Origin of the sequence: Exiguobacterium sp. s157 (genome assembly GCF_018618205.1) — a bacterium.
GTDB lineage: Bacteria > Bacillota > Bacilli > Exiguobacteriales > Exiguobacteriaceae > Exiguobacterium > Exiguobacterium chiriqhucha.
Genome location: NZ_JACSLQ010000005.1, coordinates 67740 through 91195, shown reverse-complemented (window position 1 = coordinate 91195; position 23456 = coordinate 67740). Strand labels below are relative to the sequence as shown.

The following is a 23456-nucleotide window of genomic DNA, read 5'->3' as shown; positions in this document are numbered from 1 at the left end:
CGATTCCCCTTAATTCATGGATTGCTCGAGATAGCGTTCAAACGGGACGTTCGTCTTATGAACGTTCGTCGCATGCTCCACCCCGATGTAGCGTAAGTGCCACGGTTCAAACATATAACCCGTCTCCGCCTCATAGGCGCGTTGATAGCGGACGATGAACCCATACGTATGGGCATTGTCGGCCAACCACTTGCCTTCTTTCGTCTGCTCAAGGCTCTGTGTCAATTGATACCCGACCGAGGCGCTCGAGACGTCGATGGCGAGTCCCGTCTGATGTTCTGAATGACCCGGCGGCGCCGAATACTTCATCGCTTGTTCTTTTCCGTCTTTGGCGACATAGGCGTTGAACAATTGCACTTGATAGTCGTATGAACGGAACGCGCTCGTCCCTTTCAAATCGATTCCGGCCGCTTTCGCACCGGCCATCAATTTTTCGATTGCCTGTGCCGCTTCTTTACGGAGCATTCTCCGCTCCCCGGACGCCGTGTCGACAAAATCGATATTCGCCGTCACGAGGTCGGTCGGTTTGTAACCGGCCGGCAAGGCGATTTGTTTATTGACGAGGATGAGCGTATCGAGTTTCACGTTCGCCGTCCCGTTTTGTTCGAGCGGCTGGCTCGGCGTTTGGACCGGTTCTTCTACAGGCGGTGCTTCCACAACAGGTACTTCTTCGGCCTCAGGTTCGTCTGCTGCCGGTTCTTCCGCAGGCTCGTCTTCTGCCGGGGGCTCGGCTTCAGGTGCCGGAGCTTCTGCAACCACTTCGTCTTCTGTATCCTTCGGCGTATCGGCCGGAGTTTCTGATTGTTGTTCGGTGTCGGCCGGTTTGTTCTCGGCTTCTTCCGTTTTGCTTTGGTCGCTTGTGGTACAGCCCACCAATGTGAGCGTCAAGGCGCAGCATACCATCAACAGAGATGGTTTTCGCATGCGATCTTCCCCTTTCTTTGTACAAAAAATACCGTCAAGATATGATACCATACTGACGGTACAAAAGAACCACTGTTATGTGACGGGACTCATGACACGCATATACATGTCATGCCATTCTGGAAACTCGCGGTCGAGACGGACCGGCTTGAAGTCGCCCTGTTTGACGACGACGTGGGTCGTCTTCGCCGAACCGACGAGATGTCCGTCTTGATCGGTCAACTCATAGCCATAGACGGTCCGGATTTTGGAATAGCTGTCGACCCATACCCGGACGTGGACCGTATCGCCGAACGTGACGCTCTTCTTATAGTCGACCGAGACGTTCGTCACCGGAGAGACGAAGCCCGCCTGTTCCATGTCTTTATATTCGACCCCGAGCTCGCGCAATAATTCAGTACGAGCGATTTCGAGATACACTAAATAGTTCGCATGATAGACGATGCCCATCATGTCGGTCTCTTGGTAGCGGACCGGAATCTGAATCGTATGCATTAAATCGTCCTCGCTTTCAAGGTCATTATATTATAACTTGGTCTTAATATCTACTACTAAAATCTGATTCAAGTCGTCAGTTTCAGCCTGTCCTTCAATCAAACGGTATGACTGTCTCGCGATGGCTTCATCAATCAACGACAGCGCCGTCCGCGCGTTCGGCCGGTCGATACCAGTCAGTCGCTCTTTAAGCGCTTGCTCCACCGTCTCGTCATACGTATAGCCAAATTTCCCGGCATATGTCTTGGCAATCTCGACGAGTTGGTCGGTCGAGTAATCCTCGAACTGGATGGTGCGCTTAATCCGACTACTCAGTCCAGGATTCGACTCGATCAATCGCCGCATCGGCGCTTCGTATCCCGCCATGACGACGACGAGGTTGTCCCCGTGCTTCGGCATCTCGTCGACGAGCGTATCGATTGCTTCACGACCGTAATCGTTCGGTCCGCCGTTCAAACTATAAGCCTCGTCAATCAACAACACACCGCCGAGTGCATCGCGGATGGCAGCCTTCGTCTTCTGTGCCGTCTGACCGACATAACCGCTGACGAGATCGGCTCGGCTGACGACTTTTAAGTGTCCGCGTTTCAAGTAACCGGTCTTCTTCAACAGTTGGGCATAAAGGTGAGCGAACGTCGTCTTCCCTGTTCCGCTGTTGCCGACGAGTGCGGCATGAAGTTGGACCGGAGCCGTCTTCAATCCAAGTTCGCGGCGCCGTTTTTGAATCGTGACGAGCGCCTCGATTTCACGCAGTTGCCGTTTCGCCTCTTCCATCCCGACCAAGTCGTCGAGCGTCGGGGCTGACGTGTCCTCGGTCGCATCCATCTCGAAATCGAGCTCCGTCAACAAGGCCATCTCGTCGAGCGGAGCATCGGCACCGAAGCGGGACCCTTTTTTGAACATGGCGTCGAGCAAAATGTTATGCACCGTGCGCGCGTTCCCGAACGTGGCGTCGACCCGTTCCCGGTCAATCCGCGCAATCAAGGCGCGCTTCGCCTCGACCGTCAGGACGTAATTGTTCTCCGCGGCCACTTTCTCGCCGATGGCGACGAGTTCGTCATCACTGTAGTTCGGCAACTCGTAATGGTTTGATTCCGGGAAACGCGAACGTAGTCCCGGATTGGCCAATAGAAAGTGACGCATCTCTTCCGGATAACCGGCGAGGATGACAACGAATTTTCCAGCGTACTCACCACTCGTCATCGCGGCGACGAGCGTATCGATGGCTGCCTGTCCATAGTCACTCCCGCTCGCATCCTGACGTTTGAGCGCATACGCCTCGTCGATGAACAGGACTCCGCCCTCGGCTTCTTTCACTTTGTTCATGACTTGCTCTTCCGTCTGTCCGACGAACGCGCCGACGAGACTCGACCGATCCGCCTCGACGACGTCGGGACGAGCGAGTAGACCGAGCTCAAAATATATATCGGCCATGAGACGCGCGAGCGTCGTCTTACCGGTGCCTGGGTTTCCCGTGAACACGAGATGGAGCGAAGGTTGGTGTTTGGACGAGAAGCCTGCCTTCTCCCGTTCTTTTTGGAACAAGAGGAAGCGGTACCACGCTTTGACACGTTGCTTCACGTCCGTGAGCCCGATCATCGCCTCGAGTGATTCAATCGCGCTCGACCGAACTTGTTCCGTCTGTTCCGGCAAATGTTCGACGATCATGGCGAGTCGCTGTTTGACGAGCCCGACCCGCTCACCGAAACGGTGGAACGCCTCACGGCTGAAGTAATTGCCTTGCATCGATGCCAAGAGCGAGGCCGTGTCATCTTCGAGTGCGGCCACTTCTTGCATCGCCTCGATGACGACAAGGAATAACCGCTCGAGCTGTCCTTTGAATTCCGAGTCCCGAAGGTCGGATTTGGCACGGTCAATCTCGTCGTGAAGCTGTTCAAGTTGCTCGAGCAGTTCCGACGTCTTCGCTTCGTATTCGGTTAAAATTTGGACTTTCATCGACGCGTAATCCGCCTCACGTAATTTCGGCCATTCGACGTGCAAATGTTGTTTATGACGTCGCAACACTTCGTATAATTGACTGACGCGGAGAGCTGGCGGTAATGCGTTGAGCGACTCCAATTCCTTGACCCAACGATGTAATAACGGGTCGATGGTCTGGCGCGCTTCGAACCGTTTCGTTGCGAGGAGCGTCAAGGTGCGAATCAACTCTTGACGGTGGCCGGTCGCGCGCGACCAATGGGCGTAAGACAATAGCGCCGCTTCCTCGATGCGTCCACCCGCTTCCCACGCTGTCAAGTCCGATTGCACTTGATCCAAGGTGATCTGTTTCATAGTATTCTCCTTTTTAGACGACAAAGGAGCCGACGTTTTAGTCTGCTCCTCGCCGGATTATCGTGATTCAAAAGAAGTCATCCGAATCGAATGGAACAACTTCCCGTTGTTTCGTGATTCGGCAGCGAGCAAGATTCGCTCGTTCGCGTCGACGTAATACGTGACCGCTTCTTCATTGTCGTCTTCACTGAATATCGATGGGTACTTTTCGACCCATTCTGCCGGGACAGCTTCAGGTGACTCTTTCTTGACGAACGCTTGCGCGGTCCGTCCGATGATATCGACATCACCTTCGCTCGAACCGAGCGTCCCATCGTCGAGCCATTTACGAATCTGTTCATTCGTCGCGCGCGACAAGAATGGGTGCGGAGCCACGGCACCGGAGCTCGTCTCTTGACTGTTTGTCTCCTCGCCGTCCGGGTTGAACTCACGATAAACGGTTCCGTCCCACTCGGCCCGGGCACCAACGTTAGGGCCCTCCACGACCTCGGACACGAAGTGACCGTCCTCATCGTATGTCACTTCATATTCACGAACTTCCAACGTCTCGCCGTTTTCAGGCAATTTTTTCTCTTCATAGCCGATTACGACGGATGTATAAAACGGTTCGGCCCGGTTGACACGGCCCTCGTCGTCATTCAAGTTCATGATCGAGTAAAAGTTATAGGCGAGCAGGGCGCCGACAATGAGGATTCCCGCAAAAATCACCCAACTCAATCGCTTTTTAACATGTTGTTTCATAGAATGCCCTCCCAATCTTCTTCACTTACTATCCTACACTAGCGAGAGGGTCCTGCAAAACATTTACAACCAAAAAAGGGCCTCGACCGAGACCCTTTCCTTTTATCCGAGCTTATCTTCTTCTTCCTGCTTATACGCTTCGATATACTTGTCCCGTTCGTCCGGTTCATCAGACAAATCTTTGAACAAGGCGACAATCATCAAAATTAACACGAAGATGAACGGGAAAGCGACCAGGATGGCGACCGCTTGTAGCGCTCCGAGTCCACCGACGTATAAGAGCACAGCGGCAATCGATGACTGAATGAGACCCCAGATGAGCTTGATCCGCATCGGCGGCACAAGTTTTCCGTTCGTCGACAACATGCCGAGCACGTATGTCGCCGAGTCCGCTGACGTGATGAAGAAGACAGAGACTAAGAAAATGGCGACGACACTAAGGATCGTGCCAAAGCCACCAAACGTCTCGAACAAGGCGAACAGACCGACTTCCGTGCCGATTTCGTTGACCGTTGCAATCAAGTTTGCCCCACCGTTCAAATCAGCCCAGATGGCCGCACCGCCAAAGACGGAGAACCAGAGCAGACCGAACGAGGTCGGCACGAGTAGAATTCCGATGATGAATTCACGAATCGTACGTCCTTTTGAGACACGAGCGATGAACGTCCCTACGAACGGGGACCATGAAATCCACCAAGCCCAATAGAAAATCGTCCATCCGTTGATCCATTCGCGTTCCACCGGCTCAAACGCGGCCGTCCGGAAACTCATCGACGGTAACTGTTGCAAATATGTCCCGATCGTCTGTGTGAACAGATCGAGGATGAATGCACTCGGTCCGACCATGAGCGTTGCGATCAAGAGGACGATGGCGAGAAAGATGTTCGTATTACTTAAGATACGAATCCCTTTCTCAAGCCCCGTCGAGGCACTGATCATATAGAGTACCGTCACGACGGCAATGATAATCAATTGGGTCGAGAACGCGTTCGGTACGTTCGGAATCAAGAAGTGAATCCCGCCAGCAATTTGCTGGGCCCCGAAGCCGAGCGAAGTCGCCACACCAAACGCGGTCGCGATGATGGCCAACACATCGACCGTCCGTTTGACCGGTATTTCGTAGCGGTCTTTGACGAGTGAGCCGATGGTCTCCCCGATCGTCGCCGGACGCCCTTTCCGGAACGTTGAGTAAGCAATGGCGAGCGCGATCATCGCGTAAATCGCCCATGGGTGCAAGCCCCAGTGGAAAAACGAATATTGCATCGCCGTTCGGGCATCGCCCTCAGGTGTGCCCGAATCGAATGGCGGCGCGTGAAAATGTGAAAGCGGTTCGGCTGCCCCCCAGAAGACGAGTCCGATCCCCATCCCGGCACTGAACAACATGGCGAACCATGACAGATACCCGAATTCCGGACGATCCGTATCTTTCCCGAGTCGAATTGACCCGAACCTCGAGAAGATTAAAAAGATGGCGACGAGTAGAATTCCGGTCGCACTGAGTAAATAAAACCAGCCAAAGCCGTTCGAGAGCCAGCCCTGCAGTTTCGTCGTCACGTTCAAGAGACTGCCGTTACCGAGGACGCTCTCTGGGATGACACCCCAGATCGTGAATAAGACCGTAATGATGGCTGAAACGAGAAAAACGGTCGTCACTTGGCTTTTCCTTTCCATAATCTCACTCCTATTCAATTTTCTTATTTTCATATACGTTTTCCACCGTAACATAGTTTGTAAACCAGACTCAACCCCGCGACGTGCTCGGACGACCATGTCAAAAAAAGTGACGATGGCGTGTCGTCACTCTGGCGGTTTCGGTTCCAAGGACACGATTAACGTCTCGTCAACGACGTAATAGGGCCGTTTCGGCAGTACTTTCAAGTAGCCGCCTTCACGTAATCGAGTCAAATCCAATTGCAGTGTCTGTTGAAATTTTCGAAACGGTATTTTTTTTTCTTGTTCAAAGTATAAATCGAGCGCCCGTTGTACTTGATCCATCTCATAGACCAATTCCCGTTCGTCCTCAGGGACGATATGAAACGTCTCTTTTGACATATAGAACCGCTGTCTCGGTTTACCGGGCAAGTGTTTTTTCAGTCGAGCCAAATCGATTTCTTGCGTTTCGTCGAGCAAGACCGTGCGATTGACGCCTTTCGGTAACGTCTGTTCATATTTATGGATGGCTTCTCGCAACTGCGGAAGCGTGAGGTCGAACTCTTCCTCCGGCACTTCCTCTTTTTGCGTCAGCCGTTGCCACCAGTTTTTACCTGATTTCGTCTGTCGTTCCATACACTCCCCCCTCTCCCCATTCTCTTCCCGATATGAGTCATCCTCTCACCTTTTATTCGCATATTCACAAAAAAACCTTCCTTTTTGCAAAGGAAGGCTATGTTGCTTATTTCAATTTGTTGCGGAGAACCATCTGCAAGATGCCACCGTGACGGTAATAATCGATCTCGACTTCTGAATCGAAGCGCGCGATGACTTTGAACTCGGTCACTGTGCCGTTCTCGTGTGTTGCTTTGACGTTCAGGATATCACGTGGGCGGACTGACTCGTCGACTTGGATGTCGATCGCTTCTTCGCCTGTGAGTCCGAGTGAGTCAGCTGACTCCCCGTCCATGAACTGAAGTGGCAATACGCCCATCATGACGAGGTTCGAGCGGTGAATCCGTTCGAAGCTTTGCGCGATGACAGCACGGATGCCGAGCAAATTCGTCCCTTTGGCTGCCCAGTCACGTGACGAGCCCATACCGTAGTCGTTTCCAGCGAAGACGACAAGGCCTGTGCCTTGCTCTTTGTACTTCATGGCTGCATCGTACATCGGCATGATTTCGCCAGTCGGCCAGTACGTCGTGAAGCCGCCTTCAGTGCCAGGTGCGACTTGGTTACGGATACGGATGTTCGCGAACGTACCGCGCATCATGACTTCGTGGTTCCCGCGGCGTGAGCCATACGAGTTGAAGTCGAGCGGTGCGACACCTTTCGATTGAAGGTATTGGCCGGCTGGTGTCGTTTTCGAGAATGCTCCAGCTGGTGAGATGTGATCGGTCGTGACCGAATCAGCAAACTTCCCGATGACGCGGAGTCCGTTCAACGCATGTACTTCTCCCGCTTCTGGCTCGAGGTTTTCGAAGAACGGTGGGTTTTGGATATACGTCGAATCGTCCGAGAAGTCATACAAGTTGCCTTCTGGCACGTCGAGGGCATTCCAACGCTCATTCCCTGTGAACACCGTGTCGTACTCTTTCCGGAACGCTTCTGGTGAGACGACATCTTGAACGACCATCTTAATTTCATCATTTGATGGCCAGATGTCTTTGAAGAAGACCTCGTTGCCATCTTTGTCCGTTCCGAACGACTCGTTCATGATGTCGAAGTTGACCGATCCAGCGAGTGCGTAAGCGACGACGAGTGGCGGTGACGCCAAGAAGTTCGCTTTGACGAGCGGATGGACTCGGCCTTCGAAGTTACGGTTCCCCGAGAGGACCGATGAGACGAGCAAATCGTTCGATGTGATCGCTTCTTCGACTTCGCGGTCGAGTGGACCCGAGTTTCCGATACATGTCGTACATCCGTACCCAACGGTGTTGAAACCGAGTTGGTCGAGGTATGGCGTGAGACCGGCTTTGTCGAGGTAGTCGGTAACCACTTTCGAGCCCGGTGCGAGCGACGTCTTCACGAATTTTGGAACCGTGAGACCGCGTTCGACAGCTTTCTTCGCGACGAGACCTGCTCCGACCATGACGTATGGGTTTGATGTGTTCGTACAGCTTGTGATCGCTGCGATCGCCACGTCACCCGTGCGCATGTCGACAGAGCCGTCTGCATAGTTGATAGCTGCTTTCTTCTCAAGCTCGGATTTTTCAAGACCGAAGCCGCTGTGTCCGGCTGGTGCCGTCACGCTATCGACGAACGCTGTCTGAAGGTCTGATAAGTTGATTCGGTCTTGTGGACGTTTCGGTCCAGCAAGCGACGGTTGTACTTTCGACAAGTCGAGCGTGAGCGTCTTCGTGAACGACGGGTCCGCTTGATCTGGTGTGTAGAACAAGTCATTCGCTTTCGAGTAGGCTTCGACGAGGTCGATCAATTCTTCTGGGCGACCTGTCGTGCGCATATAGTTGAGCGTCTCTGTATCGACTGGGAAGAAGCCACAAGTCGCACCATACTCAGGCGCCATGTTGGCAATCGTTGCCCGGTCTGAGAGCGGCATCGTGTGAAGCGATGGACCGAAGAACTCGACGAACTTGCCGACGACTTTCTCGTTACGGAGCATTTCTGTGACGACGAGCGCGACGTCTGTCGCCGTGACACCCGGATTGACTTCACCGATGATTTTGACGCCGACGACGTCTGGTACCGGGAAATAAGACGGTTGTCCGAGCATGCTCGCCTCGGCTTCGATTCCACCGACACCCCAACCGAGGACGCCGAGACCGTTGATCATCGTCGTGTGCGAGTCCGTTCCGACGAGCGAGTCTGGATAGGCGACATTGCCCGTTCCGTCATTCTTCTCGAGGACGACCGACGCCAAGTACTCCAAGTTGACTTGGTGAACGATTCCTGTCGCAGGCGGAACGGCGCGATAGTTGTCGAACGCCGTCTGGGCCCAACGCAAGAACTTGTAGCGCTCTTCGTTACGCTCGAACTCGATGTCCATGTTTTTCATGAGTGCGCCGGCAAAACCGTACGCATCGACTTGGACCGAGTGGTCGACGACGAGGTCAACCGGGATTTCAGGATTGATTTTGTTCGGGTCTCCACCAAGGTCAGCCATCGCCTTGCGAAGTGAGGCGAGGTCAACGACCGTCGGTACACCCGTAAAGTCCTGAAGGACGACACGAGCCGGTTTGAACGGAACATCGATGTCTTTCGAAACTTCGGCAGTACCCCATTTAGCCAAGTTCTCGACATGTTCTTTCGTGATGGCACGGCCATCCTGTTGACGAAGCACAGATTCGAGCAATACGCGAATCGAGTACGGAAGTCGACTAAGTTCCGTCACCCCTTCTTCTTCAAGCTTTTTAAGCCGGTAATAATCGTACGCTTGTCCATTGACCTCGAACTGCGTCCGAGATTTGAAAGCGTCTAATACGTTCGTCTGTTCCATACGATATCCCCCTTTTTGAAAGCGGCGATGCCGGCACGTGCCATAATCGCTTACTTATCACATGTTTATCATAATACAACTATAGCGTGACGTAAAATACATTCCGTCACAAATTAGTCATAAGTAAAACTTATCAATAGCGTCGGACTCACTGAAACAAGAAAAGACGGCCCTTGGACAAGAGCCGTCTTCAATCATTATTCTGCGCCAATCTCGACGTTGACGTCGAGGGCGTCGACGAGCGTGAGCTCATCTTCATACCGTTCTTTGAAGCGATCGAACGTGAACTCGTTGGCGAACAAGAACACAGGACGCTCCCAACGATCCGTCACGAGCATGTTGCGTGAGTCCTGGAAGGGCTTGAGCGCCTTCAATTCCTTGTCCTTCACCCAACGTGCGACGCTGTACGAGACCGGCTCCATACGGATGTCGACGCCGTATTCGTTGTTCAAGCGATACTCGAACACTTCGAATTGGAGTTGACCGACCGCACCGAGATAAATCTCGTTGTATTCGTTGCGATACACTTGAATTGCTCCCTCTTGGGCGAGCTGCTCCACACCTTTGTGGAAATGCTTCGACTTGAGCGAGTTGATTGGCGAGACGCGCATGAACAGTTCAGGCGGGAACGTCGGCAACGCCTCAAACGCGATTTTCTGTTTCGACGTCGTGATCGTGTCGCCGATTTGGTATGTCCCCGAATCGTAAATCCCGATCACGTCTCCAGCGAACGCCTGATCGACCGTTTCCCGGTCGTTGGCCATGAGCTGCGTCGATTGACTCAATTTGATTTTCTTCCCTGTCCGCGTGAGTGTGACGTCCATGCCGCGCTCGAACACGCCCGAACAGATGCGGACGAAGGCGATGCGGTCACGGTGGGCCGGGTTCATGTTCGCTTGAATCTTGAAGACGAAGCCGCTGAAGTCTTCTGACGTCGGGTCGATTGGACCGACATTCGACTTACGGGCCTCAGGGGCCGGTGACATGGCGAGATAGTGGTTCAAGAACGATGTCACGCCGAAGTCGACGAGGGCCGTCCCGAAAAAGACCGGAGTCAATTTCCCGTGCTGAATCGCATCGACTTCGATTTCATTGCCGGCACCGTCGAGAAGATCGATTTCATCTCGAAGGTTCGTCAAGTTCTCTTCCGTTAAATAATCGGCGAGAATCGGGTCATTGACGCCGTCCTCGTTCAACGTGAGCGTCCCTTTCTCACCCCGGAACAAGTGGACTTCGTTCTTCAGGCGGTCGTACACCCCTTCGAACTGCATCCCGCTCCCGATCGGCCACGTGACGGCGACCGAAGGCATGCCGAGCACTTCTTCGAGCTCTTCCATGAGTTCGAGCGGGTCTTTCGCTTGGCGGTCCAATTTGTTCATGAACGTGAAAATTGGAATCCCCCGCATCCGACAGACTTGGAACAATTTCTTCGTCTGCGTCTCAATCCCTTTGGCCGCATCGATGACCATGACGGCGCTATCGACCGACGTCAACACACGGTACGTGTCTTCCCCGAAATCGTTGTGTCCGGGCGTGTCCATGATTGAGACGACCTTATCTTGATAGACGAACTGCATGACCGACGAGGTGACCGAGATCCCACGTTGTTTCTCGATTTCCATCCAGTCCGACTTGGCATGCTTGGAATTTTTGCGGGCTTTGACCGTCCCCGCCTCCCGGATGGCGCCTCCGTGGAGGAGCAACTTCTCCGTCAGCGTCGTCTTACCTGCATCCGGGTGCGAGATGATGCCGAAAATACGACGCTTCTCAACTTCTTGTTTTAATTGATTCATGTATGGCTCTTTCCTTTCTGGACAATACGATTTATACGATGTCTTGCTCACTGCAACGCTATCTATTCTAACGAAACCGGCCCGTTTCGTCCATCTTTATAGTAGGGAACGGATAGCTGTAGCTTTTGTATCGCGCCCCTTTTTTGTATACTTAGCTTGAATGATCGTGAAATGACAGAACGGGGGAAAGACGATGCCAGAAAACTTGATGATGTATTTCATTGTCTTCTGGGGATTCGTGATGATCGGGTTAATGTCGATCGGCGGTTACTTTATGTTCCGTAAATTTTTGAAACGAATGCCAAAAGAAGACGGACGCTCACTCCTCGACATCGAGGATGACTACATCGACAAGACACGCCACTTATGGACGCCGGAGACGCGAACGTTGCTCGACCGCCTCGTCACGCCGGTACCAGAGCTGTTCCGCGACGTCGCCATCCGCAAGATCGCCGGTAAGATCGGACAATTCGCCCTCGAGACCCGGGCACGTGAAATGACGACCGAGCTCGTCGTCAAAGGCTATATCGCCGCAACTCCGAAGCGGGACCATAAGTTCTTAAAGAAGGCACTTGAAGAAGAGCAAATCGACTGGAAAGTGTATCAACATTACTTCCAACAATGAGACGAGACGTCAGGACATGTGCCTGGCGTCTTTTTGTTCACCCCTTGATGTCGACTCATCGTAGCCGACTGATTATGTCTCCTGCTTACGAAATTGTGCCATACGACTAATAGGTCAAAAGTACCCTTTTCACGAGTGATAACTATCTAAAGATAATGTTCATAATATAGACAATATTGGAAACGCTTACATTAAAGTGGTATGACCAATATTAGTATAACAATTTCGTTTTCTGCAATAAAAAATGGATAGCTTTTCCTTTATTTACATTTCTATAATGTACGTATCTTGATGCCGAAGGAGGTTTTTATATGCATGATGTCACACATGTCACGCAAACCGACAGTACCCGCTCCGCCGAAGCGATTGTCGAGAGCCAGACGTTTCACAAACTGATGCGAGAAAAGAATCGGTTCATTGTTCCATCCATCATCTTCTCCCTTATCTTCTACTTCACGTTGCCAATCTCGACAAGTTACTTCACCTTTTTGAATATCCCGGTCGCCGGAGACATCACATGGGCCTGGGTGCTCGCCTTCGCCCAATTCTTTATGACCTGGACGTTCTGTGTGATGTACAGCCGCCGGGCCCGTCGGTTTGACGAACTCGTCACCGCCATCAAACAAGAGGAGGACGACCGATGAACTGGACCGCTATTTTATTATTCCTCGCGATTGTCGGGCTCACGCTCGTCATCACGTTCTTCGCCGCTCGTAAAACGAAGACCGCGAGCGACTTTTATACGGCCGATGGAGGGTTGACCGGTTTCCAAAATGGGCTCGCCATCGCCGGGGACTATATGTCGGCAGCTTCTTTCCTCGGGATTGCCGGGATGATTGCCCTCGCCGGATTTGACGGTTTCTTCTATTCAATCGGCTTCTTGGTGGCTTATCTCGTTGTGCTCTACCTCGTGGCCGAGCCGCTCCGTAACCTTGGCAAGTATACGATGGCCGATATGATTGCGGCTCGATTCAACAAACCGCGCGTGCGCGGTGTCGCCGCCATGAACGCCATCGTCATCTCGATTTTCTATATGATCGCCCAGCTCGTCGGGGCCGGCGCGCTCATCGAGTTATTGCTCGGCATCCCATACACGACGAGTGTCGTCGTCGTCGGGATTTTGATGACGGTGTACGTCGTCTTCGGAGGGATGACCGCGACGTCATGGGTACAGATCACGAAAGCTGTGCTATTGATGATCGGGACCGCCATCATCTCGTTTCTCGTGTTCGCTCGCTTTGACTTCTCTGTCTTCACCATGTTCTCGGAAGTGAGCAAGGCGACGCCGCTCGGCGACAGTTTCTTGAACCCGGGCAACAAGTTCAAGCTCCCGCTCGACACGATCTCGCTCAACTTGGCACTCGTCCTCGGGACGGCGGGGCTGCCCCACATCCTTATCCGTTTCTTCACGGTCAAAGATGCACCGACAGCACGCCAATCGGTCGTCTATGCGACATGGATCATCGGTGCGTTCTACATATTGACAATCTTCCTCGGATTCGGGGCTGCCGCATTCGTCGGCTCGGATGCCATTATCGCCGCCAACCCGGCCGGCAACATGGCCGCACCGCTCCTGGCCCAAGTGCTCGGCGGCGACTTGTTGTTCGCCTTTGTCGCGGCGATTGCATTTGCCACGATCCTTGCCGTCGTCGCCGGCCTCGTCCTTTCGGCCGCCTCGGCATTCGCCCACGACTTCTATGGACATATCGTCCGTAAGGGGGAAGCGACTGAGAAAGAACAAGTCACGGCTGCCCGCATCGCTTCGATTGCTGTCGCCCTCGTCTCGATGGGACTCGCGTTTTTCGCACAGTCGATGAACGTCGCTTTCCTCGTCTCGCTCGCTTTCGCCGTGGCCGCCAGTGCGAACTTGCCGGTCATCTTGTTCACGATTTACTGGAGACGGTTTAACACCGGAGGAGCCGTGTTCGGCATGATTGTCGGCTTGTTCTCGTCACTCTTCCTCGTCGCCATCAGCCCGAACGTATGGGCGCCGGACGGTTCCGCCATCTTTATCGGTGAGGCTCTGTTCCCGCTCACGAATCCGGGCATCGTGTCGATCCCGCTCGGTTTCCTCGCCGCTATCGTCGGGACGTACGTGACGAAGTCAGATGAAGTCGCCGGAAACTTCGAACGGATTCTCGTCAAGGCCAACACCGGAATCGATGCCGAGACCGAGGCAGCCCTGACCAAAAAATCTTCTTAATCGACAAAACGGCGTCCCTCGCAAGGGACGCCGTTTATGATGCTACGATTTGTTTGTACTTTTGATACATGGCGATGCGCCACGGGACAATCATGCCCCAGGCGATCAAATAGAACAGGCCGCCCGTCGCGAATATGTTTACCTCGTCCCCGAGAAACGCCTTCATAACCGTCCGGATGGCCAATAAGACAAACACGACGATAAAGAACGCTTTCGAACGGGACAAGTACACCTCTCCGTCACGTTTCTCGAAATTCGACGTCTTGATGAGGAACACGCTGAAAATCAATCCCACGATCAGCGCCTCTCCGACCTCGAGCCAAGTCAGCCGAAACGCCGGGACGAGAAATTGTAACATGCCCGTCGACATCGCCAGCGGCGGAATCAAAATCTTTTTCGCATTCGTCGGACGTGCTGACGCTTTGACGCGAACGAAGCTCGCAATCAAGCCCATCATCAGTGCGACGAGGGTCGATCCCCAAAATATCGACATTCGGTCAACCCCTTTAAAATCCGGTGAATCCTACTAATTCGCTCATCCAAGCAGCGAAGCGGTTCATTCCATCAAAATATAATACGACGCCGAAAGCCATCATCAAATAGCCTCCGAATCTTGCTACCTTGGCGCTATTGCGTGCCAAGTACTTGATTTTGCCGACAAAACCGGCCATAACGAGGAATGGGATGGCAAAGCCGATGACGTACGCCAACATATAGCCCATTCCCTGACTCGGGTTCGACGCCGCGAGGGCGATGACGCCAGCAAGAATCGGTCCGGTACAAGGTGTCCACCCTGCTGCGAATCCGATTCCGATGAGTGCCGTCCCAAAATAGCCGCTCTTGCGCTCTCCTAATGCGAGTTTTTTCTCGCGCATCATAAAACGTGGTTGCCAGAGACCTGCCAAGAAGACACCAAATACGAAGATAAGGATGGCACCGAACATGCGCAAACTATCTTTGTATTGAATGAACACGTCGGCAATCAGCGAGGTCGACAAACCGAGCACGAGAAAGACGATAGAGAAACCGAAGAGGAATGAGAACGTATGAAACCATGCCGTGCGCTGCCGCAGTCCTTCGCTCTTCAAATCAGAGACAGAGACCCCAGTGATATACGATAAAAAGACTGGATACAACGGTAGCGTGCACGGAGACAAAAATGACAAGACGCCCGCCCCAAATGCGAGCCAAAGGGTAACTTCCATGCGATCTTCCACCTTTCAGCCCCATTATAGCGAAAACCTTTTCAAAATGCTCGCATCTTTTTCTGCAACGATTGTTTGATAGAAATTGTAATCTTTGAAATGGAAATGAAACTTGTAAACAGTAGTGTTAGATGCTAAGATTTGGATATTCCTAAGTAACACTTTTGACTTTATAATGATGGGGGAAACACCGTGGCGGTCATCACAGCTGAAAACTTACATTTTGCCATTGAACAGAAACGCGATGAACTGTACGAAATCGCTTCGCAGCACAGTTGGACGTCTCCTGAAGTGATTCACGTCAGCCAAGAGTTAGACAAGCTGATCACACGTCACGTCCTGGCTATACATGCTTCAGAACACCTAACTTTTTAAATGAACGGCTCTCCGCATCTCATTTGCGGAGAGCCTTTTCCATGGAAAAAAGACGCCGATATCGGCGTCTTTTTTTGTAATTTATGACATCAGACGTTGGCCTGATTGAAGTTCATACATCTTTTTGTAGAGCCCGTCTTGTTTCAATAACGATTGATGATTACCTCGTTCGACGATTTCACCTCGATGGAGGACGAGTATCAAGTCGGCATCTTGAATTGTCGAGAGCCGGTGTGCGATGGCAATCGTCGTCCGACCACGTCTCATCCGCTCGAGGGCGAGTTGAACGCGCTCCTCGGTCTCGGTATCAATCGAACTCGTCGCCTCATCCAAAATCAAGATTTTCGGATCCCGGGCGACCGTCCGGGCGAACGCGAGCAATTGCCGTTCCCCGCTCGAGAACGTCGCCCCCCGTTCACCGACCGTATGCCCGTAGCCGGCCTCGAGTTTCTCGACGAACGTATGGGCTTGGACGAACTCAGCTGCTTCCCGAACTTTGTCCGAGTCGATCGTCGGGTTAAATAGTTTTAAGTTGTCCTCGATCGTCCCCGTGAACAAGAACGGGTCTTGGAGCACAAGGCCGACTTTGGCTCGAAGCTCGGCTTCCTCGAACTGCTCGATCGGATGCCCATCAATCGTGATTTTTCCTGATTGATACGGATAGAACCGAGTCAACAAGTTGATAATTGAACTCTTCCCGCTCCCGGTATGACCGACGAGTGCGACTGTCTCTCCCGGCTTGGCGACGAACGAGATGTGTTTCAATACGTCGACTTCTCCGTCATAGCTGAACGTGACGTTTTCGAAGCGTACTTCCCCGGAGCCAATTTCAGCCGTTCCCTCTAAGCTCTTACCTGGGGCCGGTTCATCCGTGTCCAAGACTTTGAAGACTCGGTCCGCCGAAACGACCGCCTGTTGAAATTCACTCAATCGTTGCATGATATCGAGCACGGGACGGAAGATTCGTTCGATATAGCTGATAAAGGCGTAGACGACCCCAACTTGTACTTGCTCGGTCGTTGACAAGACGCCGTAATAGCCGAGCAGCCCGATGATGGAGAAGGCGAGCAACAATTCGATAATCGGTCGCAACAACATACTGTCGAGCTTCAAGTTCCGATAACGTGCTTCTTGGTGGGCCTCGTTCGTCTCTTCGAATTGGCGGACAAGCCGCTCTTCTTGACGAAACTGTTGAACGATTCCCATCCCGTTAATCGACTCATTCAACTGTCCGTTCAATTGTGACAGCAGATCACGCACTTGCGCGAAGTACTTCGTCGAGTAGCGACGATACACCCAGATGATGAGCCAGAACAACGGCACGAGCACGAGCCCCATCGTTGCGAGCGTCGGTTCGAGGATGTAAAGGAACACGTATGTCCCGAGCAGCTGCACGGCCGATTGGACGAACGTGCTCATCACTCCGACGTACAGCTCCTTGACCGCCTCGGTGTCGTTCGTAATCCGCGAGACGAGTACGCCTGCTGGCGTCCGGTCGAAATAGGCGAGCCGCATGCCCATGACGTGACGGAAAATATCCATCCGAATGTTTTGAACGATTTTTAAGGCGATTTTTTGGAATGAAATCGACTGTAAATAGTCGAAGATGATCGCCGACACATGCAAGACCAAATAAACGACGAGCAATGTGACGACCCAGTTCGTCGGATAGACGCCTGGCGTCACGAACTCATCAATAAAGACCTTGATTAAAAACGGTCCCGCGAGCTTCGCACCGGTGGCGAGCAACAAAAAGACGAAAGCGAGACTGAGTGGGCGTGAGTAACGATTCGTATACGCCAATAGACGTTTGATGACCGCCCATTCCTGAACGTCATGCTTCATGGTGGCCACCCCCTTCTACGATTGCTTCGAGCTGTTGACGATCATACGTATCTTTGTACCATCCCGGTTCGCGAATCAAGTCCTGATGCCGGCCTCGTTGGATGATACGACCGTCTTCGAGAACGAGAATCTCGTCGGCGTGCTCGACCGCAGACAGTCGGTGCGCGACAATCAACCGAGATTGATCGGGATTCCCGGCCCGGAAATGCTCGATGATCGCTTCTTCCGTCTTCGCATCGACGGCGGAGAGAGCATCGTCTAGAATCAATACGTCTGCCTCGATCATGAGGGCACGTGCAATCGAGATGCGTTGTTTTTGGCCGCCCGATAGCGTCACGCCCCGTTCGCCTACAAGCGTGGCATAACCTTCTGGTAACCGCATGATGTCATCATGCACTTCGGCGATTTTAGCTGCTTCCATAATCTCGTCAAGTTTTGCTTCCGGTTTACCGAACGCGATATTGTTTGCAATCGAGTCGCTGAACAAGAAGTGGTCTTGCGGGACGACGGCGACCTTGTCGAGCAGAAGTGACTTTTTCACCTGTCGGATATTGATGCCCCCGATTTTAATCGTGCCGTCATGGACGTCATACTCCCGCGTCAATAACCGAACGATTGTCGTTTTACCGGAGCCTGTCCGTCCGACAATTCCGAGCGTGCGACCGCGTTCGATTCGGAACGACACGTCTTGTAAGACGGGTGTCTCGTCATAGCGGAAGGCATGAATGTCCGCCTCAATCTCCGAATAGGCAAGTTTCGTCGCCGCCATCGGGTCATCTTGAATCTCAGGTTTGACGGCGAGCATTCGCTCGATTCGGTCATAAGACGCACGACCGCGTTCGACGATATTGAACAGCCAGCCGAACGCAAGCATCGGCCAAGTGAGCAAACTGAGATACGCCGTGAAACTGACGATTTGACCGATTGTCAGCTCGCCTTGTTCAATCAAATAGGCACCATAGCCAATCGATAGGATATACGAGAGGCCGACGATTCCGAAGATGGTCGGGTCGTATAGTGCATCGATTTTGGCGACGCGGACGTTCTTCGCCATGACCTCGTCGGATAACTTCTCGAACGAGTCGACGTCGCGGCCGACTTCCCCGGCCGATTTCAATACCCGGACACCGCTGACGCTCTCTTGGACTTTGTCATTCAGTTCGGAGAACGCCGCCTGAGCGACCCCGAACCGATTATGTAATAGTTTGCCGTATCGTGTCGTTAACGCGACCATGATTGGCAGCGGCAACAGCGCTACGACCGTCAACTTCCAACTAATCGTCGTCACCATCGTGATGATGACGAACGTCCCCATGGTAATGCTGTCGACGAGCGTCAAAATCCCCGCACCCGCCGTCGTCGAGACGGCTTGGACATCGTTCGTCGCATGGGCCATCAAATCCCCGACCCGCGACTTCTTATAAAAACGTTGATCTAAATCGGTGAAATGGCGATAGAGCTGACTCCGCAACATCCGACCGAGCCGAATTGAAGCCCCAAAGATGAAGTACCGCCAGAAGAAGCGGGCCACATAGTTTCCGATGCCGACGGCCGCGAGCCCGCCGAGCAACATCCACAATAAATCTGTTTCGAGCGATTCTCGGTTGATCTCATCGACGATTCGGCCGATGATGCGTGGCGGCACGAGTTCGAGCGCCGCAACGAACATGAGTAGGACGATACCGAGCGCATACGTCCGCCATTCGAGCTTGAAGAACCAAGCCAATTGTTTGAATACACGAATCTGAAACACCCCCTATGTTGTCTTGAATTCAGACTATTCTTTTAGATTAGCGAAAGTTTGTTCGATTGTCTAACAAAAAATGGATACAAAAAGCACTTTGCGGGCGCAAAGTGCTTCGGTCGATCCAGTTTATTTCTTTTCGTTCTTCATTTGAACGTTCATGGCGCGCATCACTTGGTTGACTTTCTTCTGTGACGGCTTTTGACCCATTTGCATCATCAATGTACGAATCATATCTTCGTTGATCGGTGGGTTCTGTTCGAGGTAGTTCATCATGTATTTACGAGCGATAAAGAAACCGATCGCAATACCCCCGATTAGTGCTGCCACGATCAGAAGAATCCAGAATAATGTACTCAAGGCTTAACCTCCTCTACCATATGAAACATCGTTTTTTACTATACACTATATTACGCTAATTCGCTAGTCGTCTGTAAAAAAAGTGGTGACCCAAAACTCCGGGCCACCACTGATAGTAAGCGATTAAAGTGATTTGACAGCAGCGACGACGTTGTCGACCGACATGCCATATTCTTTCATGAGGAGATCCCCAGGGGCAGAGGCACCGAACTTGTCGATTCCGAGTACTTTACCGCCGAATCCGACGTATTTGTACCAGCCGAGTGTCGCGCCCGCTTCAAGCGAGACACGCTTCGTGATTGACGAAGGAAGGACCGATTCTTTGTATTCTGCTGACTGTGCTTCGAACAATTCCCACGAAGGCATCGAGACGACAGCCGCGTTCACGCCGTCAGCCGCGAGTGCTTCGCGAGCTTCGACGAGGACGTGTACTTCAGAACCTGTACCGAGAAGGAGGACGTCCGCCTCGCTCGAGTTACCGGCGACGACGTAGCCACCTTTAGCCGCTTCTTCAATCGACGTGCCTTCGAGTTCTGGCAACGCTTGACGCGTCAAGACGAGAAGTGATGGTGATGATTTCGTTGTGATTGCTTGCTTCCAAGCCGCAATCGTCTCTTTTCCGTCAGCCGGACGGAGAACAGACAAGTTTGGCATCGCACGGAAGCTCATCAAGTGCTCGACCGGTTCGTGTGTCGGGCCGTCTTCGCCGACCGCGATTGAATCGTGTGTCAAGACGAACGTCGATGGGATTCCCATGAGGGCCGCGAGTCGTACCGCTGGACGCAAATAGTCTGAGAAGACGAAGAATGTCGCGCCGTAAGGAAGGACACCACCGTGGAGTGCCATACCGTTGACGGCAGCTGCCATTGCGAATTCACGGACGCCGAACCAGATGTTGCGGCCTGCTGGATCTTCATCGAAGTCTGCAGCACCTTTAATCATCGTGTTGTTCGAGCCTGCGAGGTCAGCCGAACCACCGAAGAGTGTCGGCACCGCTTTAGCGATTGCGTTCAATACTTCACCGCTCGTTTGACGTGTCGCTTTCTTCGAACCGATTTCGAACGTCGGCAACTCGCTGTCCCAACCTTCTGGGAGCTCATTGTTCACTGCACGCTCGAACTGTGCACCGAGTTCAGGGTGTGACGACTTGTAAGCCGCGACGAGTTCGTTCCAGTCCGCTTCCGCTTTGGCACCTGGCTCAACGACTTTCTCGTTGAACAAGTCGTACACTTCGGTCGGTACGTAGAAGTTTTCGCCTTCCCACTTATAGAACTGCTTCGTGAGTTCGATTTCAGCTTCGCCGAGCGGCGCGCCGTGTGAGGCCGATTTCCCTGACTTGTTCGGTGAACCGAAACCGATGACCGTCTTCACTTCGATGAGGGTCGGTTTCGACGTTTCCGCCTTCGCTTCGTCGATTGCTTTCGCGATTGTATCGATGTCCGTGCCATCTTCAACGCGAATCACTTGCCAGCCGTAAGCGTTGAAACGATCTTCGACGCTTTCTGAGAACGACTTGTGAAGGTCGCCATCGAGTGAGATGTCGTTTGAATCATAAAGGACGACGAGCTTTCCGAGTTTCAAGTGACCAGCGAGTGAGGCAGCTTCTGCCGACACGCCTTCCATCAAGTCACCGTCTCCGCAAATCCCGTATGTGAAGTGGTCAACCACTTTGAACTCATCACGGTTGTAAGTCGCTTCCAAATGTTTTTCAGCCATCGCCATACCGACTGCCATGGCAATCCCTTGGCCGAGCGGTCCAGTCGTCGCGTCGACACCAGCCGTGTGACGGTACTCTGGGTGTCCAGGCGTCTTCGAATCCATTTGACGGAACGATTTGAGATCGTCGAGTGAAAGGTCGTAACCAGATAAGTGAAGAAGCGAGTACAAGAGCATCGAACCGTGTCCCGCTGAAAGAACGAACCGATCGCGGTTGAACCAGTTCGGGTTTTTCGGGTTGTGACGCATCTTATCCGTCCAAAGTGTGAACGCCATCGGAGCCGCACCCATCGGCATCCCCGGGTGACCAGAGTTCGCTTTTTGGACCGCATCAATCGAGAGCGTCCGAATCGAGTTAATCGCTAATAATTCTTTAGTAGTTGTTTCCACTAATTTCATCCTCTCTGTTGTTACAAAGTTTCTACCCGTCATATTTTAGCATACTCATTCGTGTGTCACAACTAATTAATTAGTATAACACATTAGATGGAATCGTTTACTTCCTTTCGTCCAAAATCAGTCCATTAAGTCCTCCTGATCGCCGTTCGCGTATAACAAACATGCACACCCTATATGAAATAGGATGTGCATTCGTGGTCACTCCGAGCGATGTCGTTTCTGCTCGTCTTTCAATTTTTCAGGCGTTACGTCGTTCCCGTCCGGATCGACGACCTTCATCCCCATCATTTGCGATTTGAATGATTGGCGGAACGCTTGCAAATATTGTTGGCGCAGCGCTTGCTGCTCGTCCATCTCTTCTGATGACAGTCCATCTGTCTTGGCTTTGTTGGCGAGAAAATTGATTCGCTCCAACTGTTCAGGTGCTAGCATCAGGCTCGCCCCCTCTCTACTGAATTTGTTCTTCTACTGTACAAAATCAGCGAGCAGGAATCAAGTTTCTGGCACTGATACGTGCTCCAAATAACGACGGTTCACGGTCGCTTTCGACACCTCATAGCCAAAACCACGTAGCGTGGCGGCAATTTCAGCGAACGTCAGTCCGCGCTCGCGCAGTTGGACAATTTCTTCGATCGGCACTTCGATTCGGCTCCGACCGCCTTGATCGTGATGTTGGATGTTGCGGTGCGGGTTGAACCCGTTCGCGACCGCCCGACGCATGCCGCGTGAGATTTTCGCATTATGGATTTTACGCTGGTATTCCTCGACGACACTGACGATTTCAAGCACCATCTTCTCGGCATCCGAGACGACGTATTCATCGGACGATTGCATCGTCAACAAGCGGACGTTATGTTTCATGAGCGTATGCAAGATGGCGATTTTCGCGTTCCCTCGTCCGAGGCGGCTGTCATCGCTCACGAGCACGGCATCGAGATTAGATGTCGAGACGTGCTCCAACAAATCGAGCAACCCCGTCCGATTGACCTCATACCCACTCTCTTGCTCACTGATCACATCGACGATTTCAGCGTCAAGACGTTTCGCCATCCGCGTCAGTTCGTCCGCTTGGCGACCGAGTGACGTCTCTTGCGTGGACTTGTTCGTCGACACGCGACAATAAATGACGACTCGCATCCCGTCACTTCCTTTCTTTCCATTCGCCCTCTACGATACACAGGTTCGGGGGCTGTTCGCAATCAGAAAAGATTATTCGGCGGCGAACCACGTCGTCTTGTCGTCTTCTTTCTCAGCGCGTTCAGCGAGAAGCTGTGCCTCGAGCGACTCGGCCTCCGTCAAGGCGACTTCTTCTTCGATGCTATGCTCGATTACTGGTTCGGTCGCGACGACTTCGACATCGTGGCGCATTTCCCCGACCATATAAAACGCGAACATTCCAAGTGCCAACATGCCGACTAAAATGATTCCATTGATTGTGTCTCTCATAACGATTACCTCCTGGGAATAAGAATACACGTTCTCGAGAACGTCTGTTCGTTTATCTGTTCTCATCATAAAACAAGAACTTCTGTTCGGTCAAGTAGAAAAAAACGAACGAATGTTTGTGCGCTCATGTGTTCTTGTGTTAAACTAAACCCATAAAGAATAGGATGCGTTCGCAGGTTATTCGAC

At 52.5% G+C, this 23456-nt stretch carries 21 protein-coding genes; 4 read left to right on the top strand and 17 right to left on the bottom strand.

The window, feature by feature from the left end; all coding sequences use genetic code 11:
- Positions 1-9: 9 nt before the first annotated feature.
- From KNP67_RS10635 to KNP67_RS10600, 8 genes are all read right to left on the bottom strand, one after another.
- Complete coding sequence (locus KNP67_RS10635) at positions 10-924, bottom strand: M15 family metallopeptidase (RefSeq protein WP_131471204.1); 915 nt, start codon at positions 922-924, stop codon at positions 10-12.
- Between the two features lie 75 nt (positions 925-999).
- Positions 1000-1419 carry an acyl-CoA thioesterase gene (locus tag KNP67_RS10630; protein WP_021067569.1) on the bottom strand — a complete coding sequence of 140 codons (420 nt, stop codon included), beginning with the start codon at positions 1417-1419 and terminating at the stop codon, positions 1000-1002.
- A 30-nt stretch (positions 1420-1449) separates the two neighbouring features.
- Complete coding sequence (locus tag KNP67_RS10625) at positions 1450-3711, bottom strand: AAA family ATPase (protein WP_214756579.1); 2262 nt, start codon at positions 3709-3711, stop codon at positions 1450-1452.
- Between the two features lie 57 nt (positions 3712-3768).
- Positions 3769-4452 (bottom strand): hypothetical protein, encoded by a 684-nt coding sequence (locus tag KNP67_RS10620; protein ID WP_029595361.1) that lies wholly within the window; start codon positions 4450-4452, stop codon positions 3769-3771.
- A 102-nt stretch (positions 4453-4554) separates the two neighbouring features.
- Complete coding sequence (locus tag KNP67_RS10615; protein WP_131471207.1) at positions 4555-6123, bottom strand: BCCT family transporter; 1569 nt, start codon at positions 6121-6123, stop codon at positions 4555-4557.
- 126 nt (positions 6124-6249) lie between these two features.
- On the bottom strand, positions 6250-6738 hold the full coding sequence (locus KNP67_RS10610; protein WP_214756578.1) for a DUF3939 domain-containing protein: 489 nt from the start codon (positions 6736-6738) through the stop codon (positions 6250-6252).
- A 106-nt stretch (positions 6739-6844) separates the two neighbouring features.
- Positions 6845-9559, bottom strand: a complete 2715-nt coding sequence (gene acnA, locus KNP67_RS10605; protein ID WP_214756576.1) for an aconitate hydratase AcnA — start codon at positions 9557-9559, stop codon at positions 6845-6847.
- A gap of 197 nt (positions 9560-9756) precedes the next feature.
- Positions 9757-11352, bottom strand: a complete 1596-nt coding sequence (locus KNP67_RS10600) for a peptide chain release factor 3 (RefSeq protein ID WP_058763801.1) — start codon at positions 11350-11352, stop codon at positions 9757-9759.
- A 193-nt stretch (positions 11353-11545) separates the two neighbouring features.
- Here KNP67_RS10600 and KNP67_RS10595 point away from each other — a divergent pair, with 193 nt between their 5' ends.
- The 3 genes from KNP67_RS10595 to KNP67_RS10585 all read left to right on the top strand — a co-directional run bounded on the left by KNP67_RS10595 (position 11546) and on the right by KNP67_RS10585 (position 14180).
- Positions 11546-11977, top strand: a complete 432-nt coding sequence (locus tag KNP67_RS10595; RefSeq protein ID WP_021067576.1) for a DUF2621 domain-containing protein — start codon at positions 11546-11548, stop codon at positions 11975-11977.
- 311 nt (positions 11978-12288) lie between these two features.
- Positions 12289-12621: a DUF485 domain-containing protein gene (locus KNP67_RS10590; protein WP_021067577.1), complete on the top strand. Its 333-nt coding sequence runs from the start codon at positions 12289-12291 to the stop codon at positions 12619-12621.
- Complete coding sequence (locus tag KNP67_RS10585; RefSeq protein WP_131471210.1) at positions 12618-14180, top strand: solute symporter family protein; 1563 nt, start codon at positions 12618-12620, stop codon at positions 14178-14180. Before KNP67_RS10590 ends, KNP67_RS10585 begins: the two co-directional genes overlap by 4 nt.
- A 34-nt stretch (positions 14181-14214) precedes the next feature.
- Here KNP67_RS10585 and KNP67_RS10580 read toward each other — a convergent pair whose 3' ends face one another.
- Positions 14215-14667, bottom strand: a complete 453-nt coding sequence (locus KNP67_RS10580; RefSeq protein ID WP_034797347.1) for a CcdC family protein — start codon at positions 14665-14667, stop codon at positions 14215-14217.
- A gap of 19 nt (positions 14668-14686) precedes the next feature.
- Positions 14687-15385, bottom strand: coding sequence for a cytochrome c biogenesis CcdA family protein (locus KNP67_RS10575; RefSeq protein ID WP_021067580.1), 699 nt, complete (start codon positions 15383-15385; stop codon positions 14687-14689).
- 192 nt (positions 15386-15577) lie between these two features.
- Between KNP67_RS10575 and KNP67_RS10570 the strand changes: the two genes are divergently transcribed.
- Positions 15578-15760, top strand: a complete 183-nt coding sequence (locus KNP67_RS10570; protein ID WP_214756575.1) for an aspartyl-phosphate phosphatase Spo0E family protein — start codon at positions 15578-15580, stop codon at positions 15758-15760.
- A gap of 81 nt (positions 15761-15841) precedes the next feature.
- On the opposite strand, the gene KNP67_RS10565 is transcribed toward KNP67_RS10570, so the two are convergent.
- The 7 genes from KNP67_RS10565 to KNP67_RS10535 all read right to left on the bottom strand — a co-directional run bounded on the left by KNP67_RS10565 (position 15842) and on the right by KNP67_RS10535 (position 23270).
- Complete coding sequence (locus tag KNP67_RS10565; protein WP_214756574.1) at positions 15842-17605, bottom strand: ABC transporter ATP-binding protein; 1764 nt, start codon at positions 17603-17605, stop codon at positions 15842-15844.
- On the bottom strand, positions 17595-19349 hold the full coding sequence (locus tag KNP67_RS10560; protein WP_214756657.1) for an ABC transporter transmembrane domain-containing protein: 1755 nt from the start codon (positions 19347-19349) through the stop codon (positions 17595-17597). The genes KNP67_RS10565 and KNP67_RS10560 overlap by 11 nt, the downstream gene beginning before the upstream one ends.
- Positions 19350-19478: 129 nt before the next feature.
- Positions 19479-19709: a YneF family protein gene (locus KNP67_RS10555; protein ID WP_021067584.1), complete on the bottom strand. Its 231-nt coding sequence runs from the start codon at positions 19707-19709 to the stop codon at positions 19479-19481.
- A gap of 123 nt (positions 19710-19832) precedes the next feature.
- A complete protein-coding gene (tkt, locus tag KNP67_RS10550; protein ID WP_029595351.1) occupies positions 19833-21824 on the bottom strand; it encodes a transketolase in 1992 nt (663 codons plus the stop codon).
- 198 nt (positions 21825-22022) lie between these two features.
- The gene (locus KNP67_RS10545; RefSeq protein ID WP_021067586.1) at positions 22023-22256 is read right to left on the bottom strand and encodes a DUF896 domain-containing protein; all 234 of its coding nucleotides are present in this window, start codon (positions 22254-22256) and stop codon (positions 22023-22025) included.
- A gap of 60 nt (positions 22257-22316) precedes the next feature.
- The gene (locus KNP67_RS10540) at positions 22317-22961 is read right to left on the bottom strand and encodes a YneB family resolvase-like protein (RefSeq protein ID WP_021067587.1); all 645 of its coding nucleotides are present in this window, start codon (positions 22959-22961) and stop codon (positions 22317-22319) included.
- Positions 22962-23033: 72 nt separating this feature from the next.
- Entirely contained in the window at positions 23034-23270 is a 237-nt protein-coding gene (locus KNP67_RS10535; protein WP_214756573.1) for a hypothetical protein, read from the bottom strand.
- Between the last annotated feature and the right edge of the window lie 186 nt (positions 23271-23456).

Coding starts and splice junctions, on each gene's coding strand:
- tkt (WP_029595351.1), bottom strand. CDS start 21,824: ATGAAATTAGTGGAAACAACTACTAAAGAATTATTAGCGATTAACTCG.
- KNP67_RS10590 (WP_021067577.1), top strand. CDS start 12,289: ATGCATGATGTCACACATGTCACGCAAACCGACAGTACCCGCTCCGCC.
- KNP67_RS10535 (WP_214756573.1), bottom strand. CDS start 23,270: ATGAGAGACACAATCAATGGAATCATTTTAGTCGGCATGTTGGCACTT.
- KNP67_RS10595 (WP_021067576.1), top strand. CDS start 11,546: ATGCCAGAAAACTTGATGATGTATTTCATTGTCTTCTGGGGATTCGTG.
- KNP67_RS10540 (WP_021067587.1), bottom strand. CDS start 22,961: ATGCGAGTCGTCATTTATTGTCGCGTGTCGACGAACAAGTCCACGCAA.
- KNP67_RS10565 (WP_214756574.1), bottom strand. CDS start 17,605: ATGAAGCATGACGTTCAGGAATGGGCGGTCATCAAACGTCTATTGGCG.
- KNP67_RS10610 (WP_214756578.1), bottom strand. CDS start 6,738: ATGGAACGACAGACGAAATCAGGTAAAAACTGGTGGCAACGGCTGACG.
- KNP67_RS10635 (WP_131471204.1), bottom strand. CDS start 924: ATGCGAAAACCATCTCTGTTGATGGTATGCTGCGCCTTGACGCTCACA.
- KNP67_RS10615 (WP_131471207.1), bottom strand. CDS start 6,123: ATGGAAAGGAAAAGCCAAGTGACGACCGTTTTTCTCGTTTCAGCCATC.
- KNP67_RS10575 (WP_021067580.1), bottom strand. CDS start 15,385: ATGGAAGTTACCCTTTGGCTCGCATTTGGGGCGGGCGTCTTGTCATTT.
- KNP67_RS10630 (WP_021067569.1), bottom strand. CDS start 1,419: ATGCATACGATTCAGATTCCGGTCCGCTACCAAGAGACCGACATGATG.
- acnA (WP_214756576.1), bottom strand. CDS start 9,559: ATGGAACAGACGAACGTATTAGACGCTTTCAAATCTCGGACGCAGTTC.
- KNP67_RS10600 (WP_058763801.1), bottom strand. CDS start 11,352: ATGAATCAATTAAAACAAGAAGTTGAGAAGCGTCGTATTTTCGGCATC.
- KNP67_RS10625 (WP_214756579.1), bottom strand. CDS start 3,711: ATGAAACAGATCACCTTGGATCAAGTGCAATCGGACTTGACAGCGTGG.
- KNP67_RS10545 (WP_021067586.1), bottom strand. CDS start 22,256: ATGCTAGCACCTGAACAGTTGGAGCGAATCAATTTTCTCGCCAACAAA.
- KNP67_RS10585 (WP_131471210.1), top strand. CDS start 12,618: ATGAACTGGACCGCTATTTTATTATTCCTCGCGATTGTCGGGCTCACG.
- KNP67_RS10620 (WP_029595361.1), bottom strand. CDS start 4,452: ATGAAACAACATGTTAAAAAGCGATTGAGTTGGGTGATTTTTGCGGGA.